This window comes from Nitrobacter sp. NHB1, assembly GCF_036964665.1.
Lineage (GTDB): Bacteria > Pseudomonadota > Alphaproteobacteria > Rhizobiales > Xanthobacteraceae > Nitrobacter.
Map to the genome: position 1 here is coordinate 426,103 of NZ_JBAMDA010000001.1, position 22,735 is coordinate 448,837.

23 protein-coding genes and 1 pseudogene are annotated in these 22,735 nt (G+C 61.8%); 12 read left to right on the plus strand and 12 right to left on the minus strand.

Features of this window, described 5'->3' with window-relative positions:
- Positions 1–197: 197 nt before the first annotated feature.
- The 3 genes from V4R08_RS01980 to V4R08_RS01990 all read right to left on the minus strand — a co-directional run bounded on the left by V4R08_RS01980 (position 198) and on the right by V4R08_RS01990 (position 1,830).
- Positions 198–1,154, minus strand: a complete 957-nt coding sequence (locus V4R08_RS01980) for an IS5 family transposase (RefSeq protein ID WP_335577796.1) — start codon at positions 1,152–1,154, stop codon at positions 198–200.
- 123 nt (positions 1,155–1,277) lie between these two features.
- Positions 1,278–1,448, minus strand: a complete 171-nt coding sequence (locus V4R08_RS01985; RefSeq protein ID WP_335577797.1) for a hypothetical protein — start codon at positions 1,446–1,448, stop codon at positions 1,278–1,280.
- A complete protein-coding gene (locus tag V4R08_RS01990; protein ID WP_335577798.1) occupies positions 1,438–1,830 on the minus strand; it encodes a hypothetical protein in 393 nt (130 codons plus the stop codon). The genes V4R08_RS01985 and V4R08_RS01990 overlap by 11 nt, the downstream gene beginning before the upstream one ends.
- A 265-nt stretch (positions 1,831–2,095) precedes the next feature.
- On the opposite strand from V4R08_RS01990, the gene V4R08_RS01995 reads away from it, so the two are divergent.
- A complete protein-coding gene (locus V4R08_RS01995; protein WP_335577799.1) occupies positions 2,096–2,797 on the plus strand; it encodes a hypothetical protein in 702 nt (233 codons plus the stop codon).
- 346 nt (positions 2,798–3,143) lie between these two features.
- A pseudogene (locus V4R08_RS02000) lies at positions 3,144–3,287 on the plus strand (IS5/IS1182 family transposase); the annotation flags it as partial.
- Between the two features lie 924 nt (positions 3,288–4,211).
- Here the strand turns inward: V4R08_RS02000 and V4R08_RS02005 are convergent.
- Entirely contained in the window at positions 4,212–4,352 is a 141-nt protein-coding gene (locus tag V4R08_RS02005) for a hypothetical protein (protein WP_335577800.1), read from the minus strand.
- A 341-nt stretch (positions 4,353–4,693) separates the two neighbouring features.
- Here V4R08_RS02005 and V4R08_RS02010 point away from each other — a divergent pair, with 341 nt between their 5' ends.
- Together V4R08_RS02010 and V4R08_RS02015 are read left to right on the plus strand one after the other, a co-directional pair.
- Positions 4,694–5,650: an IS5 family transposase gene (locus V4R08_RS02010; RefSeq protein WP_335577801.1), complete on the plus strand. Its 957-nt coding sequence runs from the start codon at positions 4,694–4,696 to the stop codon at positions 5,648–5,650.
- Between the two features lie 311 nt (positions 5,651–5,961).
- Complete coding sequence (locus V4R08_RS02015) at positions 5,962–7,818, plus strand: acetyl-CoA hydrolase/transferase C-terminal domain-containing protein (RefSeq protein WP_335577802.1); 1,857 nt, start codon at positions 5,962–5,964, stop codon at positions 7,816–7,818.
- A 157-nt stretch (positions 7,819–7,975) separates the two neighbouring features.
- On the opposite strand, the gene V4R08_RS02020 is transcribed toward V4R08_RS02015, so the two are convergent.
- Together V4R08_RS02020 and V4R08_RS02025 are read right to left on the minus strand one after the other, a co-directional pair.
- Positions 7,976–8,755: an enoyl-CoA hydratase gene (locus tag V4R08_RS02020; RefSeq protein ID WP_335577803.1), complete on the minus strand. Its 780-nt coding sequence runs from the start codon at positions 8,753–8,755 to the stop codon at positions 7,976–7,978.
- Positions 8,756–9,075: 320 nt separating this feature from the next.
- Positions 9,076–9,789, minus strand: a complete 714-nt coding sequence (locus V4R08_RS02025) for a hypothetical protein (RefSeq protein ID WP_335577804.1) — start codon at positions 9,787–9,789, stop codon at positions 9,076–9,078.
- A gap of 241 nt (positions 9,790–10,030) precedes the next feature.
- Between V4R08_RS02025 and V4R08_RS02030 the strand changes: the two genes are divergently transcribed.
- The gene (locus V4R08_RS02030) at positions 10,031–10,195 is read left to right on the plus strand and encodes a hypothetical protein (RefSeq protein ID WP_335577805.1); all 165 of its coding nucleotides are present in this window, start codon (positions 10,031–10,033) and stop codon (positions 10,193–10,195) included.
- Positions 10,196–10,509: 314 nt separating this feature from the next.
- On the opposite strand, the gene V4R08_RS02035 is transcribed toward V4R08_RS02030, so the two are convergent.
- Positions 10,510–10,650 carry a hypothetical protein gene (locus V4R08_RS02035; protein WP_335577806.1) on the minus strand — a complete coding sequence of 47 codons (141 nt, stop codon included), beginning with the start codon at positions 10,648–10,650 and terminating at the stop codon, positions 10,510–10,512.
- Positions 10,651–10,776: 126 nt separating this feature from the next.
- Positions 10,777–11,892 carry a DUF2336 domain-containing protein gene (locus tag V4R08_RS02040; protein ID WP_335577807.1) on the minus strand — a complete coding sequence of 372 codons (1,116 nt, stop codon included), beginning with the start codon at positions 11,890–11,892 and terminating at the stop codon, positions 10,777–10,779.
- Positions 11,893–12,350: 458 nt separating this feature from the next.
- Between V4R08_RS02040 and V4R08_RS02045 the strand changes: the two genes are divergently transcribed.
- The 6 genes from V4R08_RS02045 (at position 12,351) to V4R08_RS02070 (ending at position 18,001) form a co-directional block, all read left to right on the plus strand.
- A complete protein-coding gene (locus V4R08_RS02045) occupies positions 12,351–12,920 on the plus strand; it encodes a sigma-70 family RNA polymerase sigma factor (protein ID WP_335577808.1) in 570 nt (189 codons plus the stop codon).
- Positions 12,917–13,621, plus strand: coding sequence for a hypothetical protein (locus tag V4R08_RS02050; protein WP_335577809.1), 705 nt, complete (start codon positions 12,917–12,919; stop codon positions 13,619–13,621). Before V4R08_RS02045 ends, V4R08_RS02050 begins: the two co-directional genes overlap by 4 nt.
- A gap of 71 nt (positions 13,622–13,692) precedes the next feature.
- On the plus strand, positions 13,693–15,558 hold the full coding sequence (locus tag V4R08_RS02055) for a S8 family serine peptidase (RefSeq protein WP_335580150.1): 1,866 nt from the start codon (positions 13,693–13,695) through the stop codon (positions 15,556–15,558).
- Positions 15,559–15,922: 364 nt separating this feature from the next.
- The gene (locus V4R08_RS02060; protein ID WP_335577810.1) at positions 15,923–16,450 is read left to right on the plus strand and encodes a TIGR03809 family protein; all 528 of its coding nucleotides are present in this window, start codon (positions 15,923–15,925) and stop codon (positions 16,448–16,450) included.
- A gap of 208 nt (positions 16,451–16,658) precedes the next feature.
- Entirely contained in the window at positions 16,659–16,937 is a 279-nt protein-coding gene (locus tag V4R08_RS02065) for a metal/formaldehyde-sensitive transcriptional repressor (protein ID WP_335577811.1), read from the plus strand.
- A 5-nt stretch (positions 16,938–16,942) separates the two neighbouring features.
- A complete protein-coding gene (locus tag V4R08_RS02070; protein ID WP_335577812.1) occupies positions 16,943–18,001 on the plus strand; it encodes a nickel/cobalt efflux transporter in 1,059 nt (352 codons plus the stop codon).
- Positions 18,002–18,061: 60 nt separating this feature from the next.
- On the opposite strand, the gene V4R08_RS02075 is transcribed toward V4R08_RS02070, so the two are convergent.
- The 4 genes from V4R08_RS02075 to V4R08_RS02090 all read right to left on the minus strand — a co-directional run bounded on the left by V4R08_RS02075 (position 18,062) and on the right by V4R08_RS02090 (position 21,877).
- Positions 18,062–19,429: a TIGR03808 family TAT-translocated repetitive protein gene (locus V4R08_RS02075; protein WP_335577813.1), complete on the minus strand. Its 1,368-nt coding sequence runs from the start codon at positions 19,427–19,429 to the stop codon at positions 18,062–18,064.
- Positions 19,430–19,543: 114 nt separating this feature from the next.
- Positions 19,544–20,806 carry a multidrug effflux MFS transporter gene (locus V4R08_RS02080; protein ID WP_335577814.1) on the minus strand — a complete coding sequence of 421 codons (1,263 nt, stop codon included), beginning with the start codon at positions 20,804–20,806 and terminating at the stop codon, positions 19,544–19,546.
- A 103-nt stretch (positions 20,807–20,909) separates the two neighbouring features.
- The gene (locus V4R08_RS02085; RefSeq protein ID WP_335577815.1) at positions 20,910–21,557 is read right to left on the minus strand and encodes a pyroglutamyl-peptidase I; all 648 of its coding nucleotides are present in this window, start codon (positions 21,555–21,557) and stop codon (positions 20,910–20,912) included.
- A gap of 158 nt (positions 21,558–21,715) precedes the next feature.
- Positions 21,716–21,877: a hypothetical protein gene (locus tag V4R08_RS02090; RefSeq protein WP_335577816.1), complete on the minus strand. Its 162-nt coding sequence runs from the start codon at positions 21,875–21,877 to the stop codon at positions 21,716–21,718.
- A 446-nt stretch (positions 21,878–22,323) separates the two neighbouring features.
- On the opposite strand from V4R08_RS02090, the gene V4R08_RS02095 reads away from it, so the two are divergent.
- On the plus strand, positions 22,324–22,677 hold the full coding sequence (locus V4R08_RS02095) for a twin-arginine translocation pathway signal protein (protein WP_335577817.1): 354 nt from the start codon (positions 22,324–22,326) through the stop codon (positions 22,675–22,677).
- Positions 22,678–22,735: the final 58 nt, after the last annotated feature.

The window sequence follows — 22,735 nt, forward strand, 5'->3', positions numbered from 1 at the left end:
TATCAAACGCTGACGATCGATAACTGGGTCTCGATTCTGATGAAGCACGCAGAGCACCCAAGTCGGTCCTGGCGGCGACATCTAAAGGAACCTCTGAGCAACGTCACTTTTTCTGAAGTAGTCGCAACAGGTTTGCGTTGGCGGTGAAGGGTCCTTTGTTTACACCTGCCGCGGGCGGCATTCGCCCGGCGACTTTGTCAAGCGGACGCAAGTGTCCTGCGGGCAAGGAATAGGTTTGTGAGCGCGAGCAACGCGAAGACCTGTGCGCCGTTTTTGGCGATGCCGCGATAGCGAACCTTGCGATAGCCGAACTGGTATTTCATCACCCGGAACACGTGCTCGACCTTGGCGCGGATTTTTCCGAAGCGGCGATTGCGCCGGCGTTGCGATATCGACAGCGGGCGTCCGGGCTTCGCTTTCGCCTTCACGGCCCACAGAACACCCGCTGCTTCCGCCTGTCGTTGTTTGCGGTCGTTGGCATATCCCTTGTCGCCATACACCGCACGATCATCCTCGCGGATCAGATTGTCCATGACCTTGGCGTCATGCACACTGCCTGTGGTCACGCCCGCGGTGTGCACGAGCCCGCTTGTCGCATCGACACCGATGTGGGCCTTCATGCCAAAGGACCACTGGTTGCCCTTCTTCGATGAGCGCATCTCGGGGTCGCGCTTCTGTGCCTTGTTCTTCGTCGATGGCGATGCCGCGATCAGCGTCGCGTCGATGATGGTGCCGCCACGCAGCAGAGCACCGCGAATCTCCAGAAACTCTGCAATCGCGACGAATATCGCCTTCGTCAACTCGTGACGCTCCAGCAGATGCCGGAAGTTCAAGATGGTCGTCTCATCGGGGATGGTGTCGCGTCCGAGCTCCAGACCCGCGAACGTGCGCATCGAGCAAATGTCGTAAAGCACTTCTTCCGCGCCGGGATCAGAGAGGTTGTACCACTGCTGCAAGCAATAAATCCGTAGCATCACCGCCAATGGAAATGGTCGCCGACCGCCACTCGGACCCGCCTTGGGATAATGCGGCTCGATCAAAGCTTCGAGCGCGACCCAAGGCACCACGCCTGCCATCTCAGCCAAAAACACATCTCGCTTCGTGCGCTTCTTCTTGGCCGCATAATCGAGCGACGCGAAACTCAGCTGGCCCATCCGAGCGCCTCCCCGAATCAATGATCGAAGAGTGCCATAGTCGCCAAGTTGTGCAGAGCTTCCTTAGCTCGGCGGAAGCGTTGTCGAGCGCACCGCTTACGGCCAGTATCGAATTTCGAAGTGTCACGTCCGTAGCCATCGTTGCATATCCATGTCGGCGCAAATATCGCGCTCCTGTTGTGCCTGAATTACCCGGTTGGCGATCTCGACGGCCTTCATCGTCAAGCTGATCGGCTTCAACGCGTCAACGTGAAGCTTCAACCATGCGGGCGTCGTGGCGTTCTCAAGCTGCATCGCTGTCGTCTCCGGTTTGATCGCATCCGAAGTTGCGGCGACCCTCGCCCGTGCGCAAATAGAACGCGTCGCGCATTTTCCACGGGTCCGAACTCCACTCGCCCGAACACGCTGAAGTGCCGATGCCGATGCATCCGGCCAGTAGCGAGCTTAGAGTCTCGAACGCAGCGGCCTGTCGCTCGGCGGCATCGGCGAGGCGCTGTTGCGCGGCCAGACTAGCCTCCATCAATTCGGTTTGCCTCTCGGCGTGCTTCACAAGGCGAAGCCGCTCAGCGGCCCTTATGTCGGCAAGGTCGACGTGGAACGTACCGGGCTCGTCGGTGGCGTCGGCTGGTCTCAAACCTGCGGCCAAGCCTTCGAAGACAGGATTAGAGCGAGTCATGGCAGCTCCTAAAATTCCGAGAGAAATGCGCCGCGCCGGTCATGCTCGGACAACACGGCCCGGCGCGACATGAGGGGCGCGCTGTCCCGTCGACCACGGCCCTCACCTATGGGCAGCCCTCAATTCCTTAATTGGCAAATTCTTAGAGTCAGGAGATGACGCAGGGCCGGACACCGTGGACGGATGACCATCCGTTCATGGTTGCTTGAGGTCGAATCCAGTGCTGAATATACGCTGTTCAATGGAAAATTTGGCGAGGGCCGAGATGTCTCAAAATCAAGATAAGAAACCGTCCGGTCTTCTAGCGGACACTACAAAACTCACAATCGGAATCGGATCGAACCTCGCCAACGTTGTTTATCCAGGCGCAGGGATTTTGGGCTCAGTTCTGACTTTCGCCATTGATCGCTTTATTAAGCGCCCGCAGAACCTACTCGTTGAAGAATTGCAAACGCAGGAAGTCTCGGAACTGCCGGAAAATAAGGCATCGCTTTTCGTGCCAATGGCCTATCGGTATTTCGAAGCCGCCAAAGAAGGCGAGTACGAACATAACTTGCGCTTGCTAGCTTCCTTTATAGCCAACGAGTTGAAACAAGAGGTGCCGGACGCGCCCGCCGTTTCTCGAATGGCGCGACGGCTTGAGGGGCTTACAAAGATTGATCTGAAGGTCATCGCTCTAATAAATTCATCGTTGACCTCTCCTACGAAGCAATCGCTCAATTCGCGGCCGTTCGTTTCGGCTCACGGTTTAGCAAATGACGCCAACAATAAGGATAAAATCGACCGAGAGCGGCTGAGCGAGGCTCTCGCAGAGATCGCGAGTCGCGGGCTTCTCATACCAGACGGCGCAAGCCGTATGGATAAGGGCGAGGAATACTATTTCGCGTCGCTGGCTTTTGGCGAGCTTATGGAACGTGCAGAGGCGGCAATCGAAAAAATCAACGCGGAGCAAGACGAAAATTCATGATTTATGGCAAACGGACGAATGCTAGGGGCTAGTTGGTCAAGATCAGCTTTCAGTCAGCATTGTGTCAAACGCCGCCCGCTGTTTTTCAATCTCTCAGTCCCTATCTGAACGCGGATCGCGCGTTCGCGCGCATGTACGGTCATGGCTGTGCCCTGAACAGGTGTGGATAACTTGGGTTCAGGACGCCGCTCCCGCAGGCGGACTAGACAGATCGACGCGCGACGGCCGGTTCGCCTTTTTCGAGGCTTCGACAATTCGCCAAATGACGAACCAAGGTTGTTAGGGAAGCTCTGAACAACTTGGCGACTATGGCACTCTTCGATCATTGATTTGGGGAGGCGCTCGGATGGGCCAGCTGAGTTTCGCGTCGCTCGATTATGCGGCCAAGAAGAAGCGCACGAAGCGAGATGTGTTTTTGGCTGAGATGGCAGGCGTGGTGCCTTGGGTCGCGCTCGAAGCTTTGATCGAGCCGCATTATCCCAAGGCGGGTCCGAGTGTCGGTCGAGGTGTAGATGTCACCGCCGACGACGGCCGCCGCAAGCTTGCTGCCGTCGCTCGATGAGGCGATGCTGGTCCAACTCCGTGAGCCTGCGGCCGTTTGGTCGGTCCAGGTATAGCTGCCGGTGCAGGCACTGGCGCGTGCCGTGGTCGCCCAGGGCAGCCAGTTGGTGCCGTTGCACGTCGCATAGTATGGCGTCCCGCCGCTGAAATACTCACGCCCTCCCGCGCGGCCTGCCACGCAGGTGCCGCTGGGCGTGCCGCAGCTTGGATTGACCCACACCGATCCGTTGCAGAAATACTGCTCATTGCCAAAGCGATCGACTTGGCCGCCGCGGCCGGTGCAAGTGGTGTCGCTGACGACGCCGGTGATGCTGACGTAACCGGCCGCCGTGCAAAGTCGGATGGTGCTGCCGTTCCAGTGAAGGCCGCCCGGCACCGCATTCGGGCTAATACAGGGGCCAACGGCAGCCCAGGCTGGCAGCGCTGACAAAACCAGCAACGCGAGCAGCGCGCGCATCATCAGTTATTGGTGCCGGACGGATAGGTCTTCGAGTCATGCGGCGGAAAATCCGCAGCGCTCGCGCAGACAAGCGTTGCAAAAATAAAGAATAATGAGCGCACCTTCATGCGTCGAAGGTGCGCGCGGGCTATGTTGTCCGCAACGCTGCTGCCTGAACGATGGGCACTAAATTCTGAAAGGCTTTAAGGAGTGATTGCTCGATGTAGCACGGAGCCATCAAGCCAGGCTACGAACACGCGCTCGCCCGCAAGGCCTTAGGCGGCGGTCAGCCGGATTGATACGGTGTTGGCGGCGATGAGTTGTCACAGGTGTGTGCTGGCGGCTGCTCCGTGGCCTCTTTGTCGCCGCCGTACACATCCTGAGCTGATTTCTAAACAAATATGCCGGCTGCGATCATCCCACGAATATGCCGACTGCGATCATCCCAACGACAATGAGACCAAGACCTCCGATCAGCATCGGCACCAAAGTGTCAGCAGGATCGAACGATGGTCCATCGACATGGAACTGATTGTATCTGTTAGCTCTGTTCATCATACCTCTCCTTTGTGAAAGACCGCTCCTTGCGGTTGCCAAGACATTGTGTTCACGGCTGAACCATTCGACTCTTTCTGGCATTGCTGTTCCTTCAGTCGCGGATCACGATCGGCGAGGCAGGATCGCGACCTATCCTGCCTAAGCCTTGCTACGGCTAGCCGAGACACCGATGCCGCACGTTCGGGGGTTGCTCTTAAAGATGCATTTCTAATGTATCTTTATCCGCGTCGACCGCAACCGAAACCCCAGCGATGCGGTGACAACTTCCTGTGACTGAGTGCTCTGCACAACTTGGCGACTATGGCACTCTTCGATCATTGATTCGGGGAGGCGCTCGGATGGGCCAGCTGAGTTTCGCGTCGCTCGATTATGCGGCCAAGAAGAAGCGCACGAAGCGAGATGTGTTTTTGGCTGAGATGGCAGGCGTGGTGCCTTGGGTCGCGCTCGAAGCTTTGATCGAGCCGCATTATCCCAAGGCGGGTCCGAGTGGCGGTCGGCGACCATTTCCATTGGCGGTGATGCTACGGATTTATTGCTTGCAGCAGTGGTACAACCTCTCTGATCCCGGCGCGGAAGAAGTCCTTTACGACATTTGCTCGATGCGCACGTTCGCGGGTCTGGAGCTCGGACGCGACACCATCCCCGATGAGACGACCATCTTGAACTTCCGGCATCTGCTGGAGCGTCACGAGTTGACGAAGGCGATATTCGTCGCGATTGCAGAGTTTCTGGAGATTCGCGGTGCTCTGCTGCGTGGCGGCACCATCATCGACGCGACGCTGATCGCGGCATCGCCATCGACGAAGAACAAGGCACAGAAGCGCGACCCCGAGATGCGCTCATCGAAGAAGGGCAACCAGTGGTCCTTTGGCATGAAGGCCCACATCGGTGTCGATGCGACAAGCGGGCTCGTGCACACCGCGGGCGTGACCACAGGCAGTGTGCATGACGCCAAGGTCATGGACAATCTGATCCGCGAGGATGATCGTGCGGTGTATGGCGACAAGGGATATGCCAACGACCGCAAACAACGACAGGCGGAAGCAGCGGGTGTTCTGTGGGCCGTGAAGGCGAAAGCGAAGCCCGGACGCCCGCTGTCGATATCGCAACGCCGGCGCAATCGCCGCTTCGGAAAAATCCGCGCCAAGGTCGAGCACATGTTCCGGGTGATGAAATACCAGTTCGGCTATCGCAAGGTTCGCTATCGCGGCATCGCCAAAAACGGCGCACAGGTCTTCGCGATGCTCGCGCTCGCAAACCTATTCCTTGCCCGCAGGACACTTGCGTCCGCTTGACAAAGCCGCCGGGCGAATGCCGCCCGCGGCAGGTGTAAACAAAAGACCCTTCACCGCCAACGCAAACCTGTTGCGACTACTTCAGAAAAGTGACGTTGCTCAGAGGTTCCCTAAGTTGAATTGCCGTCATTGCGAGGAGCTCAGGGCGACGCGTAGCGTCGTCCCGACTGCGACGAAGCAATCCAGTCTTGGTGTGTGGCTTCTGGATTGCTTCGCTTCGCTCGCAATGACGGTGGTTTGTTCCGCGAATGCGATTGCGGTGGCGAGCGAAGCGTGGAAGAGCTGAGGGATCGCTTTCCTTGGATATCCTGATGCCCAAGATTTTCACCGATGCCGCCGCGATCGCCGACGACATCATCCGTGATGTCGGTCCTCATCTCGTGGTGGGACTGCCGCTGGGGCTCGGCAAGGCCAATCACATCGTCAATGCGCTCTATCAGCGGGCCGCCGCCGATCGCGGTCTCGACCTGACCTTCTTCTCCGCGCTGACGCTCGAAAAGCCGCGACCGTCGAACGAACTGGAAAGGCGATTCATCGCGCCGGTGATCGACCGTCTGTTCGGCGGCTGGCCCGACCTCGATTATGCCGCAGCGTTGCACAAGGGTACGCTGCCGCCGAACATCAAGGTCACCGAATTCTTTTTCCTGGCGGGCAAGTGGCTGCGCAACGCCTATGCCCAGCAACACTACATCGCCGCCAACTACACCCACGCCGCATCCTATATCCTCGACCGCGGCCTCAATGTCATCACCCAGCTTGTGGCGAAGCGTGTCGTCAATGGCGAGACCCGCTACAGTCTGAGCAGCAACACCGACACCACGCTCGACCTCCTGCGCGCCCGCGCTGCGGGCCGGGCGTCGTTCAAACTGGTGGGACAGGTCAATTCAGAATTGCCGTTCATGCCCGGCGCCGGCGATCTGCCGGCCAGCGAGTTCAGCGCCATCCTCGACAGCCCCGACACCGATTTCCCGCTGTTCGCGCCGCCATCCGAGCCGGTGTCGGACACCAAATATGCCATCGGCCTGCACGCGGCGGCGTTGATCAAGGATGGCGGCAGTCTGCAGATCGGCATCGGCCAGGTCGGCGACGCGCTGGCGCAAAGCCTGATCCTGCGTCACCGCGACAATGCGCGGTTTCGGGAGATCGCGGCGCGGCTCGCGCCCGGCAACGCAATGGCGGAAGCCGCGCCGTTCGCAAAGGGTCTTTATGGCGTCAGCGAAATGGTGTTCGAGGCGTTTCTCGGACTGATCTCTGCCGGCGTATTGAAGCGCGAGGTCGATGGCGCGGTTTTGCACGGCGGGTTCTTTCTCGGGCCGCAATCGTTCTATCGTGCGTTGCGCGAGATGACGCCGGAGCAGCGCGCCCGCATCCAGATGACGGCGGTGTCCTTTACCAATGAGCTTTACGGCGACGAGGTCGCCAGGCGCCGCGCTCGCGTCGATGCACGCTTCGTCAACAACGCCATGATGGCGACCTTGATGGGGGCTGCGATCTCCGACGGCCTCGACAACGGGCAGGTGGTGAGCGGCGTCGGCGGGCAATACAATTTCGTGGCGCAGGCTTTTGCGCTCGAAGGCGCGCGCTCTATCCTGACGCTGGAATCGACCCGGCGCGAGAAGCGCGGCCTGGTGTCCAATATCCGCTGGTCTTATGGACACACTACCATCCCGCGCCACCTGCGCGATATCGTGGTCACCGAATACGGCGTGGCGGACCTGCGCGGCAAGTCCGATGCGGAGGTGATCGCGGCAATGCTCAACGTCGTGGATTCGCGGTTTCAGGGCGATCTGATGCGGCAGGCCAAGGACGCCGGCAAGCTGCCGAAGGGTTATGAAATACCGGAAGCCCATCGCGCGAATTTCCCGGACCGGATCGCGGCGGCGCTGAAACCCGCGCAGGCGGCTGGGCTGCTGCCGCCGTTTCCGTTCGGCAGCGATTTCACCGAGGTCGAGCAGCGGCTGATCCCGGCGCTTGAAACGCTGCGCGACGCATCACGCTCGCCATTGGCGCTCATCGGGTTACTGATGGAAGGATTGCGCCCCGGCGATGCGTCCGCGCAGCCTGCGCTTGCGCGCATGGGGCTCGATCGCCCGAATACGTTTTCGGACAGGCTCTATCGCGCGCTGGTCAACGGCGCACTGAAGCGGAGCGGCGCGACGTCCTCCTGACGTCGTCCCTGCGAACGCAGGGACCCATACGCTGTGTCGTCGCCATGGAGGCATGACAGCCGCCATGACGCCGGCAATCCGGAGATATGTTCCGTCTCAATACAAACGTCAGGATTATGGGTCCCTGCGAACGCAGGGACGACCAGCTATCTTTGCCTTACCTGTTCTTGTTGTTCGGCTTGCGCTTCTCGACGAACGCCGCCATGCCTTCGGCGCGATCGTCCAGCGCGAATGTCGAACGGAACAGGTCGCGCTCGACGGTCAGGCCTTCCGACAGCGTCGTCTCGAAGGCGCGGTTGACGGCGCTCTTGGCCATCGCCGCGACGGGACGCGACATCGAGGCGATCTTCTCGGCCGCGGCCATCGCTTCGTCCATCAGCTTGTCGGCCGGAACGATACGGCTGACGAGACCGGAGCGCTCCGCCTCGGCGGCGTCCATCATCCGCCCGGTGAGGCAGAGGTCCATCGCCTTGGCCTTGCCGACGGCGCGGGACAGGCGCTGGGTGCCGCCGATGCCGGGAATGGTGCCAAGCGTGATCTCCGGCTGGCCGAATTTCGCGGTGTCGGAGGCGATGATGATGTCACACATCATTGCGAGTTCGCAGCCGCCGCCGAGCGCATAGCCGCTCACCGCCGCGATGGTCGGCTTGCGGCAGGTGGCGACGCGGTCGCCGCCGATCGCCTTGAAGTCCTCGTCGACCATGTCGATGAAGCTTTTCGGCTGCATCTCCTTGACGTCGGCGCCAGCGGCGAAAGCCTTTTCGTTGCCGGTGATCAGGATGCACCCGATGCCGTCGTCAGCCTCGAGATCGTCCATGGCGGCAGCGATTTCGCGAAACACCGCGAACGACAGCGCGTTGAGCATTTTAGGCCGGTTCAGCCTGACGATGCCGACCGTGCCCTTGCTCTCGACGACGATGTGTTCGAACGTGCTCATGGTCCATCCCACTATAGCGTTTTCGAGCGAAGCATGTCCTCGGGCTTGACCCGAGGATGGGCATCGGTTCGCGTGAAGAAAACGTGTCGAATCATAGAACCCCGCTTCTGATTCCATCAGAAGCGGAAGGCTCTAAGCTGCAGCCGGTCGCGCGGACAATGTGCCCGCGGTCCAGCTACGCCGCAAGGCGGTCGCGGTGCGCATCAATGGCAATGCCCGGCGGCGACCATGGAAAAATGCCGGTCCGCCGTGGGGCGACGGACTGGAGGCAGCGGGAGAAGGGAAATATCAGCCGTTCTCAGCCCGGCATGAACTCGGGATCAGGCCATGAACATGCGGGCGGCGGAGCCGAGCATGAGCAGGCCGCCGAAGGCGATGAAGATCTTGCCGATCAGGGAGGTATGGTTCCAGGCAGAGCCGTCGCTCGCGGCCGCCTGGCCGGTATCGGCGTTGCTTGCGGACGGTGCGGTATCGATGGAAGCCAATGCGAGGTGAGGCGCGGCCTGCTTGTCGTCGGTCAAAGCGCGGTCGATTTCGTTGAACTCGTCGGGAGAAACGATTTCCGCAGCCGTGGAATGCGCGTTGTCGGTGTGCTGCCCGAGATCGCCCTGATTGCCAGACAGTATCTGGCCGGCGCTGCTGGCCAGCGCACTCGCTTCGGTCTTTGGCAAATCTGTCTTGGGTAAATCTTCGGTGGCGCCGGGCATCTCGGCGTCGGCGTTGGCATTAGCGACCGTCGGCGGCAGCGGAATGTGCTTGTCGCTGTCCTGAGCCGCCGAGGCTTTGGTCTCGTCGGGTTTAGTGTCGGCTTTCGCTTCCGGCTTGGCCGATTTCCGCGTGTGTGCGACGTGTCGCCTGTGCGATCGGTGCTTGGAAAACTTGCCGAGCTTGATCGGCGCCCCGGCATGTCCGGTATGGGCGGCCGGACCGGCCGGTTCGGCCGCGCTGTCGGTCACGCGCATTGGCCCCGCGAAACCCAGCCAAAGTCCTGCTGCGATGATCAACGCCGAGCGCCCGCTGGCCCTGATGCTCATGGCAATCTCCCCCGTTTGTCAGTCTCCGGTTAACAAAAGAACCGTCGGGCGTGGCCACACCGGGGCAAAAAAAGGGAATTTTCCGACGACCGCGGCGAAACCACGGCAATTCACGAAAATGAGGCGACCGCGGTGGACCGGATAGGGCTGGTCTGTCTGACCGCCGCGCGAGACGAACATCCAGATCTAGCGGTCCGATTCAAACATTCGCATCCAAAACGCGCAGCGAGGTGACTCGCGAATGTCAAATTCACCCCACTATGCCATCATACGCGTCGAACGAACTGAGGGACATATCGGCGCTGTAGCTTTCAACCGTACAGACGATTCGGGCAGCGGTGAATTCGCGGATGCGGTTTTGCTAAAAGCATTTGGCGAAGTGCCGGGCGATTTGGGCACGCTTTAAAAGAGTTTCAGCGAAGTGCGCCAACTCCCGCGCCGATTATCTTTTATCTTCGAGGACGACGGATAACTGCTCGAACAAGCTTTCGAGGCGGCGAGGGAATTAGGAGCCCCAGCGCCGATTCCAGCAGTCCGAGAATTTTGCGCATCATTGGATATTCTTTTCAACTACGCCTCAAACACAACTCTGTACATAAAACGCCGGGCTGCGAGATTCCGTTCCCGCGCCAGGCGCAATCGGGCCGCCGCGCAATGCGTCGGGCTCGGCTATGAGGATGGAACCAAAGCGCAACTAGAGCCTTTTCGCTTCTGATGGAATCAGAAGCTGGCTCTATGATTTTGATTTGACGCGTTTTCTTCACGCGAACCGGTATCCACTTCGCTCGAAAACGCTCTAAGTTGTGCCAGGCGTTTTGCAAAAAGATTGCGTTCGCAAAGCACCGCAACGTAGGAAGCCAACAGGCGCGCTCCGGGTGCGTTACGATGAAACTTCGGTTCTTACTGGATAGGTACCGGCCCGCCGTCAGGCCTGAATTAGAGCATTTTCTTCACGCGAACCGGATTCCACTTAGCCGGAAAATGCTCTCACTGGCCGGGGTCCGAAGCAGCGGCTTGTTGCGTCCGATGGAAGCGCAGCACCTGCTGCGCAGTGGACGGGCGCAGACGTTCATACATGTGTTCCGCAGCATCGATATCCGTCACCTCGATGTCCGCGAGGTTCTTGCGCATGTCGAGGATGGTTTTGACGGTCGACCAGGACAGGCCGCTCACCTTGGCCAGAATGAGCATGCCTTCGGTTTGGGATTCGATCATCATTTTCTCGGCGACCGCGACCGAGACATTGGCGAGGCAGGCGATGGCGGCGTTGGTTTCGTCGAATTTTCCGGCTTGCGCAAACGAAGCGACCTCATGCTCGTCGAGCCGTCCGTCTTCGTACAGCGACCGGACCAGCCCGTGCGCGATGGTTGTTTCCCTGCTGATGGCCGCCGGCGCGTCTCGCGCCCGCCGCGCCACCTCGCTGACAACGGCCGACACATCGTCCACGCGATGTGGATTGGCGGCCGCGAGACGCGCCCGCACCGAAGCGGAGGCTTTCGCGATCAGCTTCAGATAATAATGCCGTGGGATCGACGGCCGCATGCCGACGCAGGTTGCAATCTGGTCGTCACCTTCGGCGCGCGCAACCAGCCGCGTGAAACCCTGCTCGGAGAATTCGGCGCCCGGATTGTTGACGGTGCTTTTGACGACCTCGTCATTGCCCCGTTCCACGAGAACGTCGGTGACCGCTCCGCTAAGGGTCTTTCGTGTCGAGATCGCCAGCAGATGCGCCTGGCTCTTGCTGCGGGCGTTCTCGACCAGCGCGTCATCTCCGAGCCGTTCGGACTGCGACAGCACGGGTGCGGCGACTTCGATCACGTCGTCGAAGGCGAGTGTATGAATGATCTGCGGCGGAGCCTTGGCAACGGGAGCGAGGCGCCTGGCAAGCAGCACTTTCGCCGCGGTTTCGATGTGCCGAATCAGGCAATTGAACACGTCGTCAAAGACCGTAATCTGCTCGTCGGAATAGTCGACGGTGTTGTTCAGGAACAGGTCGGTGACCCGCCGCAGCGTTTCGACCCGCCGCGCGACGGTGCCGTGGGCAAGAACGGTCTGAAGTTCGTCGAGCAGGCCTGCGGAGGCGGCGGCCGTTTTGGAAGCCATGGCTCTGTCCTAGAGTTCTCCCATAGGAAGCCGCGACATTCTGGTTCACGGCCGCGATCTGCGATTGTGCCCGCGGTAAATGCGGACGAAGTCGTGATTAGGATGGTACTGGTGTAACCTTAGATCAGGAGCAGCCCGTCGATGACGAAGCGGCGGGGAATCTACGGGGAAAGCCTTTAGGTTTGGTATCTTTTGGCCGCAGCGCATGGCCGGCAGTATCGTTAATACACTCTTTCTTCACGGCAATTTCCGCTTGTCCGGCCGGGGTGCAGGTTAGCAACCTGGCCGACCCCGTATCGTGCTACCTTTCAGGGTGCCCCCGAGGGTGCTTGCCCTTTCCGTCGATTCAGGCACAACTTTGCCTTCGCCCGACGGCCGATGTTTGTAATTTGAAAAGATTTTGCCTTGCCAGTCGAACCTTCGGTCCTGAAACCCCGACCAATTCTGCGAGACGGCCAGTGAGTGCGGCACAGGCGGCGTCGGATGAGACTCTGATCGCCCGGATCGCTCAAGGCGACCGCCTTGCCATGCAGGTGTTGTACGGGCGTCATCACGTCAGGGTCTTTCGTTTCGGATTGAGGCTCGTGCGGAACGAACAAATTGCGGAAGACCTGATCAACGAGGTTTTTCTCGATGTCTGGCGTCAGGCCGGCAAGTTCGAAGGTCGATCCGCCGTCTCCACCTGGCTGCTGGCAATCACGCGTTTCAAGGCCCTGTCGGCGCTCCGTCGCAGGAAGGATGCCGAACTGGACGACGAGACCGCCAATGCTATCGAGGATCAATCCGACGATCCCGAGGTGACGGTACAGAAGAAGGATACGGGGAACGCGCTGCGTATGTGCCTGATGCAGCTTTCGGCGGAGCACCGGGAAATCGTCGATCTCGTCTATTACCACGAGAAATCGGTGGAAGAGGTCGCCGAGATTGTCGGGATCCCGGAGAACACGGTGAAGACGCGGCTGTTCTATGCGCGCAAGAAACTGGCCGGTCTGCTGAAGGCAGCCGGCATAGAACGAGGTTGGCCATGACGGCGACGAACAAAAAAGTCGCGGACGACGAGCCCGGAGATGTCGAGGCGCTGCTGCCGTGGCATGCTGCCGGCACGTTGAGCGCGCGCGATACGCGCCGGGTCGAGGAGGCGCTCACGCGCGATCCCGGCCTCGCGAAGCAGTATGCGGTGATCCGGGATGAGTATGCCGAAACCATTTCGCTTAATGAAAGCCTCGGTGCGCCGTCCGCGCGCGCGATGCAAAAGCTGTTCGCCGCGATCGATGCCGAACCGGCACGAAGTGCCCCGATGTCGCGCGGCCTGTCGGCGCGGATTTCGCAGTTCTTTGCCGCGTTGTCGCCGCGCACGCTGGCCGCGACCGGTGTGGTCGGCGCGCTGGTGGTGGTGCTTCAGGCTGGCGTGATCGCCGCGATGCTGGCGAAGGACGATGGCGGCCATTCGTTCCAGACCGCGTCTCATCGTGCGCAGAACACGCCGTCGACCCGCGGAATGACCGCGGAATCGGGACCGCAGGCGCTGGTGCGGTTCGCGCCGGACGCGCACATGTCCGATATCAGCGCATTGCTTGACGCCTACCATGCAACCATTGTTTCGGCGTCCAGAAACGGCCTGTTCCAGTTGCGTTTCGAGGGTAAGCCCACATCGGGTCCGGAGGTCGCGAGCCTGATGAATAAGCTTCAGAGCGAGAAGATCGTCAACCTGGCGGTTCCTGCCCAGTAGAACGTTCCGCAGGACGTGCCGCGTGGGTGTCCCGGAGTCCTCAAGGAGTGCCGACGATGGAGGATCGCGCGATGCGTCAGTGCCTGGCTAGCATAACGAAATGGAGCGCCGTGCTCGCAGCCTTGACGGGTCTGTGCTGGCTCGCAGGCTTCGATGCTCCGTCGGCGCACGCGCAAGGCTATATGCAAGGACACAGGGGCTCTTCGGGCTTCCGTACGCAAGGGCGCGCCCCGATGATGTCGCCACACGGCGGCAGGACGGGGATGGCTAGGCGCGGCGGGATGCATGGGGGCTACCGGCCGGGCTGGGGCCATCGCGGCATGGGGAGGGGCTATGGCCTGCCGCTCGGCGTGCTCGAAGCTCCCTATGGAGCTCCTTATATCGAAGCTCCTTACCGTGCCATCGAGCGCAATGATGGTCCGGTGGAGAGCCGGCCATCGCGTCGCCCGCGCCGCAAGACGGTTGTCCGCGAACGGAAACCGCGGAAGCCGATCACCGCGGTCACCACGTCAGGCATGTCCTATGTTCGCTACGCGCCCAACATTTATCCGGTTTGCGCGCGCGGCGACGGCGCGACGAGCGGCAAATGCAACGGCCGTCCGTTCGTTGCTAATCTCGGAGGCAATGGTCCGCCGCCGCAGAATCAGAACAGCGGACCTCGCCGCAATGCGGGGCAGGCTGCTGCGACGCGCAACTATCTGCCCGGCGAGATCGTTGCCGAAACCGCCGCGATGCCGGATGCCGAACTCGCCGCGCTGGCGCGGCGGCACCGGCTCGAACGCGTCGCCTCGCAGAGTTTTCCGCTGACCGGCAGCACCGTCAGCCTGTTTCGCATCGTTGGCCGCCGGCCGGTCGTGCAGGTCCAGGCCGAACTGCGCGCCGATGCCGCCGTGCGTTCGGCGCAGCCGAATTTCCGTTACGTCCTGCAGGACCAGAAGACGGCGGCTGCCGTCGCTGAGGGCGATCCCGCGCAATATGCGCTGGCAAAGCTGCGGTTGCCGGAAGCGCATACGCTGGCGCACGGCAAAGGCGTCGTTGTCGCAGTGATCGATTCCGCAATCGACGCCAGTCATCCCGAACTCGCCGGTTCGATTGCCGGGAGTTTCGACGCGCTCGACAGCAAGGACGGTCCGCATGTGCACGGCACCGGCATCGCCGGCGCGATCGTCGCTCATGCGCGGCTGATGGGGAGCGCGCCCTCCGCCAAGATCCTCGCGATCCGCGCTTTCGGCGTCACGCAGGGCGTGGCCGAGAGCACCTCGTTCACGATCCTCAGGAGTCTCGACTACGCGGCGACGCATGGTGCGCAGATCATCAATATGAGTTTTGCCGGCCCGAAGGATGCGCTGGTCTCTCGCGGCGTTGCCGCCGCCGCGGCGAAGGGCATCGTCATGGTGGCCGCGAGCGGCAATGCCGGGCCGAAGTCGCCACCGCTCTATCCGGCCGCCGACGCCGACGTGATCGCGGTCAGCGCGACCGATATCGACGACCATCTGTTCGCCGCATCCAATCGCGGCAGCCACATTGCGGTCGCGGCTCCCGGCGTCGATATCTTCCTCCCCGCGCCAGGCGGCAAATATCAGATGACGTCGGGCACCTCGTTCTCTGCAGCCTATGTCAGCGGTCTCGCGGCGCTGATCCTGGAGCGCAACCCTGCGCTTGAGCCAGCCGACGTCCGCACCATCCTGACGACCAGCGCGCGCGACCTCGGCGCGCCGGGCCGCGACGATCTGTTCGGTGCCGGGGAGGCGGATGCATATGGCGCCGTGCAGGCTGTCCCCGACGGTGCGGTCCCGGCCGCGGCCGGAACGGTGCCGGTCATGACCCTGTCGGATCCGACGCCGCCGTCCGCCGCGCCCAATACTGCCGCTGCAACGACCGGCGAGGCAGGGCCTTTGAGCGAACCGCAGCCGCCGGCGAGTACGGCTTCGAAATAATCAGTCTTTCCAGATCGTTAAAAAAATCCGAGCCGCCTTGAACGTTTTCCGGAGCCTCGACGACAGAATGAATGTGGGAGCCAAAACTCCCCAAAGCTATATCAGGCGCGAGCGCCCATCCACCCCAGCGCCAATATGGCTTGACCCGCCCGGTTGTCCCCCCGGGCGGGTCTTTTCATTTTCAGCGATCCCATCCCGACTGTGGATCGTCGGGATAACCGCATCAGTGGAATGCCCGATGGACGGCGTCATACTCGTGCCACAAAGTGCTGGACTTCGCCGAGGTTTTCCACAGAATATCCGGCAAGCGCTGCATGATTCGTTGGTTGCGTCTGCGTCCGTTCTCCTCCTTGCGGACTGTCCCATGACCCAACGAAACGACGCCACCCACGCCCGAAAGTACATTCAGGACTACGCTCAGGACATCCTCGAGCGCTGGTGCCGCATCGCCGAGCAGCGGCTCAATCATCTCATCGAGCTTTATGAAAGCGGCCGCTGGCGACGCTACCATTCGGAGCACGCCTTCATGGAAAACCTCCGCGAGGCGAAGGCCGCTGTCGAAACCTGGCGCGTGCTGGCGCGGCGCGAGGCGACGCCGGACGATCGGGCGATCGACGGGGCAGAGCACGATCAGCCAGCGGCAGCCTCGCCCACGACGCAGGACATGCAGGACGAGGTCGGGCAATCGCCGGCCCGGACGCTGGGCACCGCGGCCGTGCATGCCGCGCTGGCGTCGATCATGTCATCGCCGGAGGATATGTTGGTCGAGGCGAACGACGATGCGCCGGCCGACGAGGAAACGGCATCGGTTGCCGAATGGGCAACCGGGATCGCGCCCGACCCGCGGGCTTTCCGCGAGCGCTATCCGATGCTGCGGTACAACACGCTGTAGCGGCGGCTTCCGCCCGGTGCGTCCGAGCCATTCATCAATTAAATCGGCGTTGTGAGTTTGCGGCGAATTGTCATCGCCGATTTTGCGCCGAGCGAGGCAATCCCGAACGACTCGAAGTCGGGGCCGGTTGCAGCCGGACATCCCGCTCTCCCATCGGTTGCTGAGGATCGCCGTTGACCAATATAGGGTATCCCCCTATGCTATTGGCATGTCGCATACGATCAAAGAGAAATCGAAGCTCATCGGCAGGGTCCGTCGCATCAAGGGGCAACTGGAGGCGGTCGAGCGTGCCCTCGAATCCGAGATCGGGTGCGCGGATGTCCTGATGCTGGTGGCTTCGGTTCGAGGTGCCGTCAGCGGCCTGACCTCGGAACTGATCGAGGATCATATCCGCCATCACGTCGTGAATCCGGCCCAGGAAAAAGACCCGGAGAAGGCGAAGGGCGCCGCAGACCTCATTGACGTCGTTCGAACGTATCTGAAGTGAACTGAATGACCGATCTGGCTCAATTGCTGCAACAGAGCAGCACGCACGCATGGCTGTTCGCGCCCAGCGCGATCCTGCTCGGCGGACTCCACGGACTGGAGCCGGGACATTCCAAGACCATGATGGCGGCGTTCATCATCGCTATACGGGGTACTGTCCCGCAGGCGGTGCTGCTGGGGCTGTCGGCCGCGGCCTCGCACACGGCAATCGTCTGGGTCGTCGCTCTCGCCGGACTCCACTTCGGCCGGCAATGGTCTGGAGGGCATAGCGAGGCTTATCTGCAAGTGGCATCTGCCGTCATCATCTTCGGCATCGCGGCGTGGATGGTCTGGCGCACCTGGCGCGAGCAGAACCTGGAACACGATCACGCCCACGCCCACGCGCAACAAGTCGAGTTGGACGGAAATCTGCTGTCGCTCGAAATCTTCGAGGAAGGCGTACCCCCACGCTGGAGAATTCGAAGCGAGAACGCTGCCGTTCCCGCCGTCGCCGAAGTCGCAGTGACGACGATCCGGTCGGATGGTTCAAGGCAAGCCTTCCGGTTCGTCGGCGAGCGAGATTATCTGGAAAGCGTCGATGAAATTCCGGAGCCCCACGCGTTCAAGGCTCATGTGATAGTCGGCGGGAACACGGCCGAGTTGGTTTTCGAGGAGCATGACCACGCGCACATGGATCTTGGAGAGGAAGACGACGCACATGCGCGCGCACATGCAGCCGACATCCGCAAGCGCTTCGCGGGGCGCACGGTCACGACCGCGCAGATCGTTCTCTTCGGCTTGACCGGCGGATTGATCCCGTGCCCGGCGGCCATCACCGTGTTGCTGCTCTGTATTCAACTCAAGCAGTTCAGTCTCGGCTTCGCGCTGGTGCTTTGCTTCGGGATCGGCCTCGCGGCCACCATGGTGTCGGCCGGCGTGGTGGCCGCGCTCGGCATCCGTCACGTCGAGCGTCACTGGTCCGGCTTCACGCGTTTTGCCCATCGCGCGCCCTACGTGTCGGCGGCTCTGATCGTGTGTGTCGGCTTTTACACCGGCTGGATCGGTTGGCGCGAAATCGTATCCTGACGGCGGGCGGGCCGATCCTCTGGTGATGGGCTTTCAACCTCAACCGGTCATGCGTTGGTTTCAGCGGACCGCGTTGGCGCCGATCGCGACCTGCGCGTATTTCGCAGCGCCATTGGCGGCGAGGTCCGGCGTCACGGGCCTGGCGTGGTCGAGCCCGACTACCGCGCCGCGCGGCGTATCCGAAATCATGTTGCTGTTGACCAGCGCGGTGCCGGCGCCGTCCGCCACCGAGACGCCGATGCCGATGAAACTTTTGCGGATCACGTTGCCCGTGATCGCGACATCGCGGAGATATTTGCCCCAGCCGGCTATGATGCCGAACGACGGCGCGTTCTCGATGACGTTGCCGGTAACGGATGTATCGGCCTCGACATAGATGCCGATGCCGGCGTCGTCGTCGGGTGCGGTGCCGATCGGACGCTTCGGCAGGAGATTGCGGATGATGTTGCCCTGGACGACCGCGAGCCGGCCGCCATCGTTGAAATTGCAGACCGAGACGCCGACCGCCGCGCCATCCACGGTGTTGTTGGCGATCACGGCGCCCTCGAAGGCGAACTCGGAATACAGCGCCACCTCGCGTACGCCGCTGACGCTGTTGCCGGTGATCTGGATATTCGACGCCGAGTTGCCGCGCACGGCGGAGTAATCGCAATCGCTGATGCGGTTGCCGCTGACGATGACGTTGCCGGCGCGAAACGCGTTGATGGCATTGCCGTGCTGGCCGGAGCCGCCGGGGCCGGCTTTGACGGTCTCGATCCGGTTGCCGGTGACGATCGAGCCGTCGTCGCCGATTGCGGTGCGCAGGATCTCGATGCCGTTGTCGTTTGTCTCCAGAATGGTGTTGCGCGCGACCGTCAGCCCGAGCGCGTCGAACGAGACAATGGCGGTGGTCGCGGTTTTCTCGATGACGTTGCCGCTGATCTCGCCCGCGATATTTTCGAGCCAGATGGCGCTGCGGCCGCTGCCGGTGATCTCGCAACCCAGAATCCGGAGATCGCGCCCGCCAAGGCAATGGATGAGGCCGCGCCGTTCGGGCAGGGGGATTCCGCCGCCGTCGAGGGTGAGATTGCCAAGCCCGATGTGGTCGGCGCCCTCAGTCGACAACAGCGAAGCACCGCCGGTGAAGATCAGCGTGGTCGCGCCGCGCACGCCGATGAGTTGCGAGCCTTTGGTGAGGTGCAGCGGTCCCGTGCGGTAGACGCCGGGAGGCAGCGCGAGCGGAGCGTTGGCGCGGGCCGCCTCGTCGATCGCCCGTTGCAGCGCGCGGGTCTGGTCGTCGGGTGAATTCGGCCGTACCCCGTAATGGGTGGCGTCGCGTCCGAGTGTCGATGTCAGCGGGGCTGCGCGGGCGGCGTCAGACGGCATCGCCAGCGCGCCGGCGATGCCGGCGGCGGAAGCTCCGAGGATATGGCGGCGGCGGATATCCATTGGTTGCGCGGGTCCTGTGCGCGAGGCAAAACGCTTCCCGTCAGGGTGTAACGCGAAAAACCGGGATGACGCCGGGGCGGCGGCGCCGGACGCGGACGATTGTTGGCGACAGGGTTAACGAGGTGGCGTCTGGACCACCGGATTATGCGACACGAACAGCCGCCCGCGCTCGACCACGAGCACGATGGCGAGCGAGACCAGCGTGCAAAGGAAAGCGCCGGTCGTGAACGGCAGCATGGTGCCGTTGAAGTCCTGCCCGATCAGCGCTCCGACGCCGCTGCCGATCAGCGTGGTGATCGAGCCGAACAACGACGAGGCGGTTCCGGCGATATGGCCCTGCGGCTCCATCGCGAGCGCGGTGAAGTTCGAGAACATCAGCCCGAACGCGAACATGGTGCCGATCGCCAGCAGCATGTAGACCGGAAACGACAGCCACCCCTGCCACGCCGCGAGCAGCGTGAGCGCCGCGATCACCACCGATCCTGTCAACGCGCCGTGTGAAATCACCCGCATCCCGAACCGGCCGACGATGCGCGAGTTCAGGAAACCCGCGGCGGCGATGCCGATGGCGATGGCGGCGAAGGCAAGCGGAAAATAGTCGCCGAGGCCGTAAATCCCGGTGAAGATCTGCTGCGAGCAGAACACGTAGGCGAACAGCACGCTCTGGATGCCGCCGCCGGCGAGCGCGTAGCCGATGGTCTGCCGGTTGGTGACGGTCTGGCGGAACGCGTCGAAGACGCTCGTGGCGGTCAGCGGCTTGCGTCCCGCCTCGGGAAGGGTTTCCGGCAGCCGGATCGCGCACCACAGCAGGGCAAGCAGACCGTAGACCGTCAGCACCACGAAGATGCCGCGCCACGCCGCGAACAGCAGAATCGCCTGGCCGAGCGACGGCGCAAGGACGGGGACTGAGATAAAGATCATCATCGCCAGCGACATCACGCTCGCCATCCGCCGTCCGGTGTAGCAGTCGCGCACGATCGAGGTGGCGATGACGCGGGCGGCCGAGCTTCCGATGCCCTGCAGCAGACGCGCCAGCAGCATCGTTTCAAACGAGGGCGCGATCACCGACAAAAGGCCTGCGGCGCTATAGACCAGCATCCCGCCGATCAGGATCGGGCGGCGGCCGAAGCGGTCCGACAGCGGCCCCATGATGAACTGGCCGGCGCCGAAGCCGGCCAGATACACCGAAATCACGGCCTGGACGTGATTGGGATTGGCGATCCCGTAGGCGACGCCGACGTCCGGCATCGCCGGCAGCATCATGTCGGTCGCGATCGGGTTCAGCGCCATGATGCAAGCGACGATGGCGACGAATTCGGGAAACCCCCTCGGCTGATGGGCTCGTGACACCCACCCGTCCACACTGGCGTCGGTCATCGACTTATCCCGGAAGATCGATACGCAGCCCCATCGATGCCGCTGTTGCGCTGCACAATGCCCGTTTCGGACATGGCTGTCCACCGCCGGGCAGGGATGGCCATCACAATGAATGGCTTGCCTGCCGTGCCGCTTTCACCGTCTCCAGCAGCATGGCCTCGCCGGCATCGACGAGATGTTCCAGCGTGAGGCCGCCGGGGACGCGGGCCGAGCCGTCGCGCCTCAGCGGCGGAACATGGATGAACGCGGCGAAGCGCGGTCCCGCATGATGATACGTGGCCTCGATGGCGCGCCAGCACAGGTAATTGCAGAGATAGCTACCGGCGTCGCGCGAGGCGCGCGCGTCGATGCCGGTCGTCCGCGCCGCGCGCAGCAGCCTGAAGACATGCGGTCCGAAGGCGCGCGCGTCCGCCGTGCCCGCGATCGATCCCTTGCCCACCCGCGTCCCATCGAGGTCCGGCCAGATCGTCGTCACCGCGTTGCGCGCGCGGGTCTCGATCCGCAGCCAGGGTGTGCGCGCCGCGAGGCCGAACATCAGCAGCGCGTGTGGACGATGCGTTGCAAGAAGTTGCGGCAGTTCGCGATCCACCGTCGCGTAAGCGACATCGAAGATGTGGGTTGCGATCGCGACATCATCCAGCGCGGGGCGACGCAGCCTCGTGAGTCGCTCGACCAGCGGTATGGTCGGATTGAACGGCGCGCCGGGGAAGGGGCCGAAGCCGGTGACGAGAATGCGGAGATTGCCGGTCATGGTGATCGGGGTCAGGGAGTCCCATCATCCTGCTGCTCAGCGAAAACCGGATGGGCGATTACGCCGTGCGGTTGCCGCATAGTAGCGCATTAAAAACGACTAGCGCTCGCAACTGCGAATAGTAATGCAGGACGACCGGGTCTGAGCGATAGCCGGCCTTAGACGGGGGCAAGCCGCCAAACCCCCTTGTGAATATCGAAGCGCACCGCGCCGTCGTCGCGCATCTTCAACAGGAGCGACTGGCAGTCGTCTTGATTTCGAATGTTGACCCTCTTCATAACCTCGAAAACCTTCAGCGGTTTTTCGCGCAGGGCTTCCAAAATCTTCTGTCTATCAGTCTGCATTGTGTTCCTCGGATCGACGTAGCCAACGTAGCGCGATCAACGATCGCGACGCAAGCTTTGTAAAGGTTGAACTGGATACAGAGATCATCCGAAGGACTGCCGTGAACGACAGATTACTGCAGCGGTATTGGCGGTCGGGGGACGCTGCTTTCAAGGGGCAAGGTCATCGCGGCTTGCCCTGGGATGCGTCGTTTGGCGGTCTCGACGACGGCAAAGCGGCGCGCGAGCATAAACTTGGTCTTGAAGCGTCGAACCAAACAGCGATTTTGGAAGCACCGTCGTATTGATATAAGTTGGAGATAGAGGTTGGATCAAATCCGCCGGGAGATATTGTCCCGAGTCCGAGTCCCTGTCTTGACTATCCGCGGTTTACGATAAGATAATTTGTGTGAAGAGGCGCAGGAACCAAGGGGCGGCGGACCATGGACATCAAGCGTAGAGATTTCGTCAAGTGCGCAGCGGCCTCTGTCCTGTTGCTGCCGGGCATCGCCATCGCTGCGACAGGCGGGAACGCGAACGATGCGCCGGCGTCAGGTGCCGATTTGCACATCGACGATTTGCACATCGAGAAATCGATCAAGGCCAGCTTCGGCGGTGGCTTTTCGGTGCGGGCTCATGCCCGATCAGACGGACTAACCCACGCCGACATCGAACATTTTGGCAACCGGTACACGGTCGCCTCTGCAGACTTGCTGGACTGGAAGATCGTTGGGTCCTCTCTGGGCAACCCGGGCCTCGCATCGTCCTCCAGCAGATTGTCGATCTCTATGGTGTGAGAGCACCTGGATAACGATGGCTGAGGTGTTCTTTCAGTGTCGAGTTAAAACCAGCTAT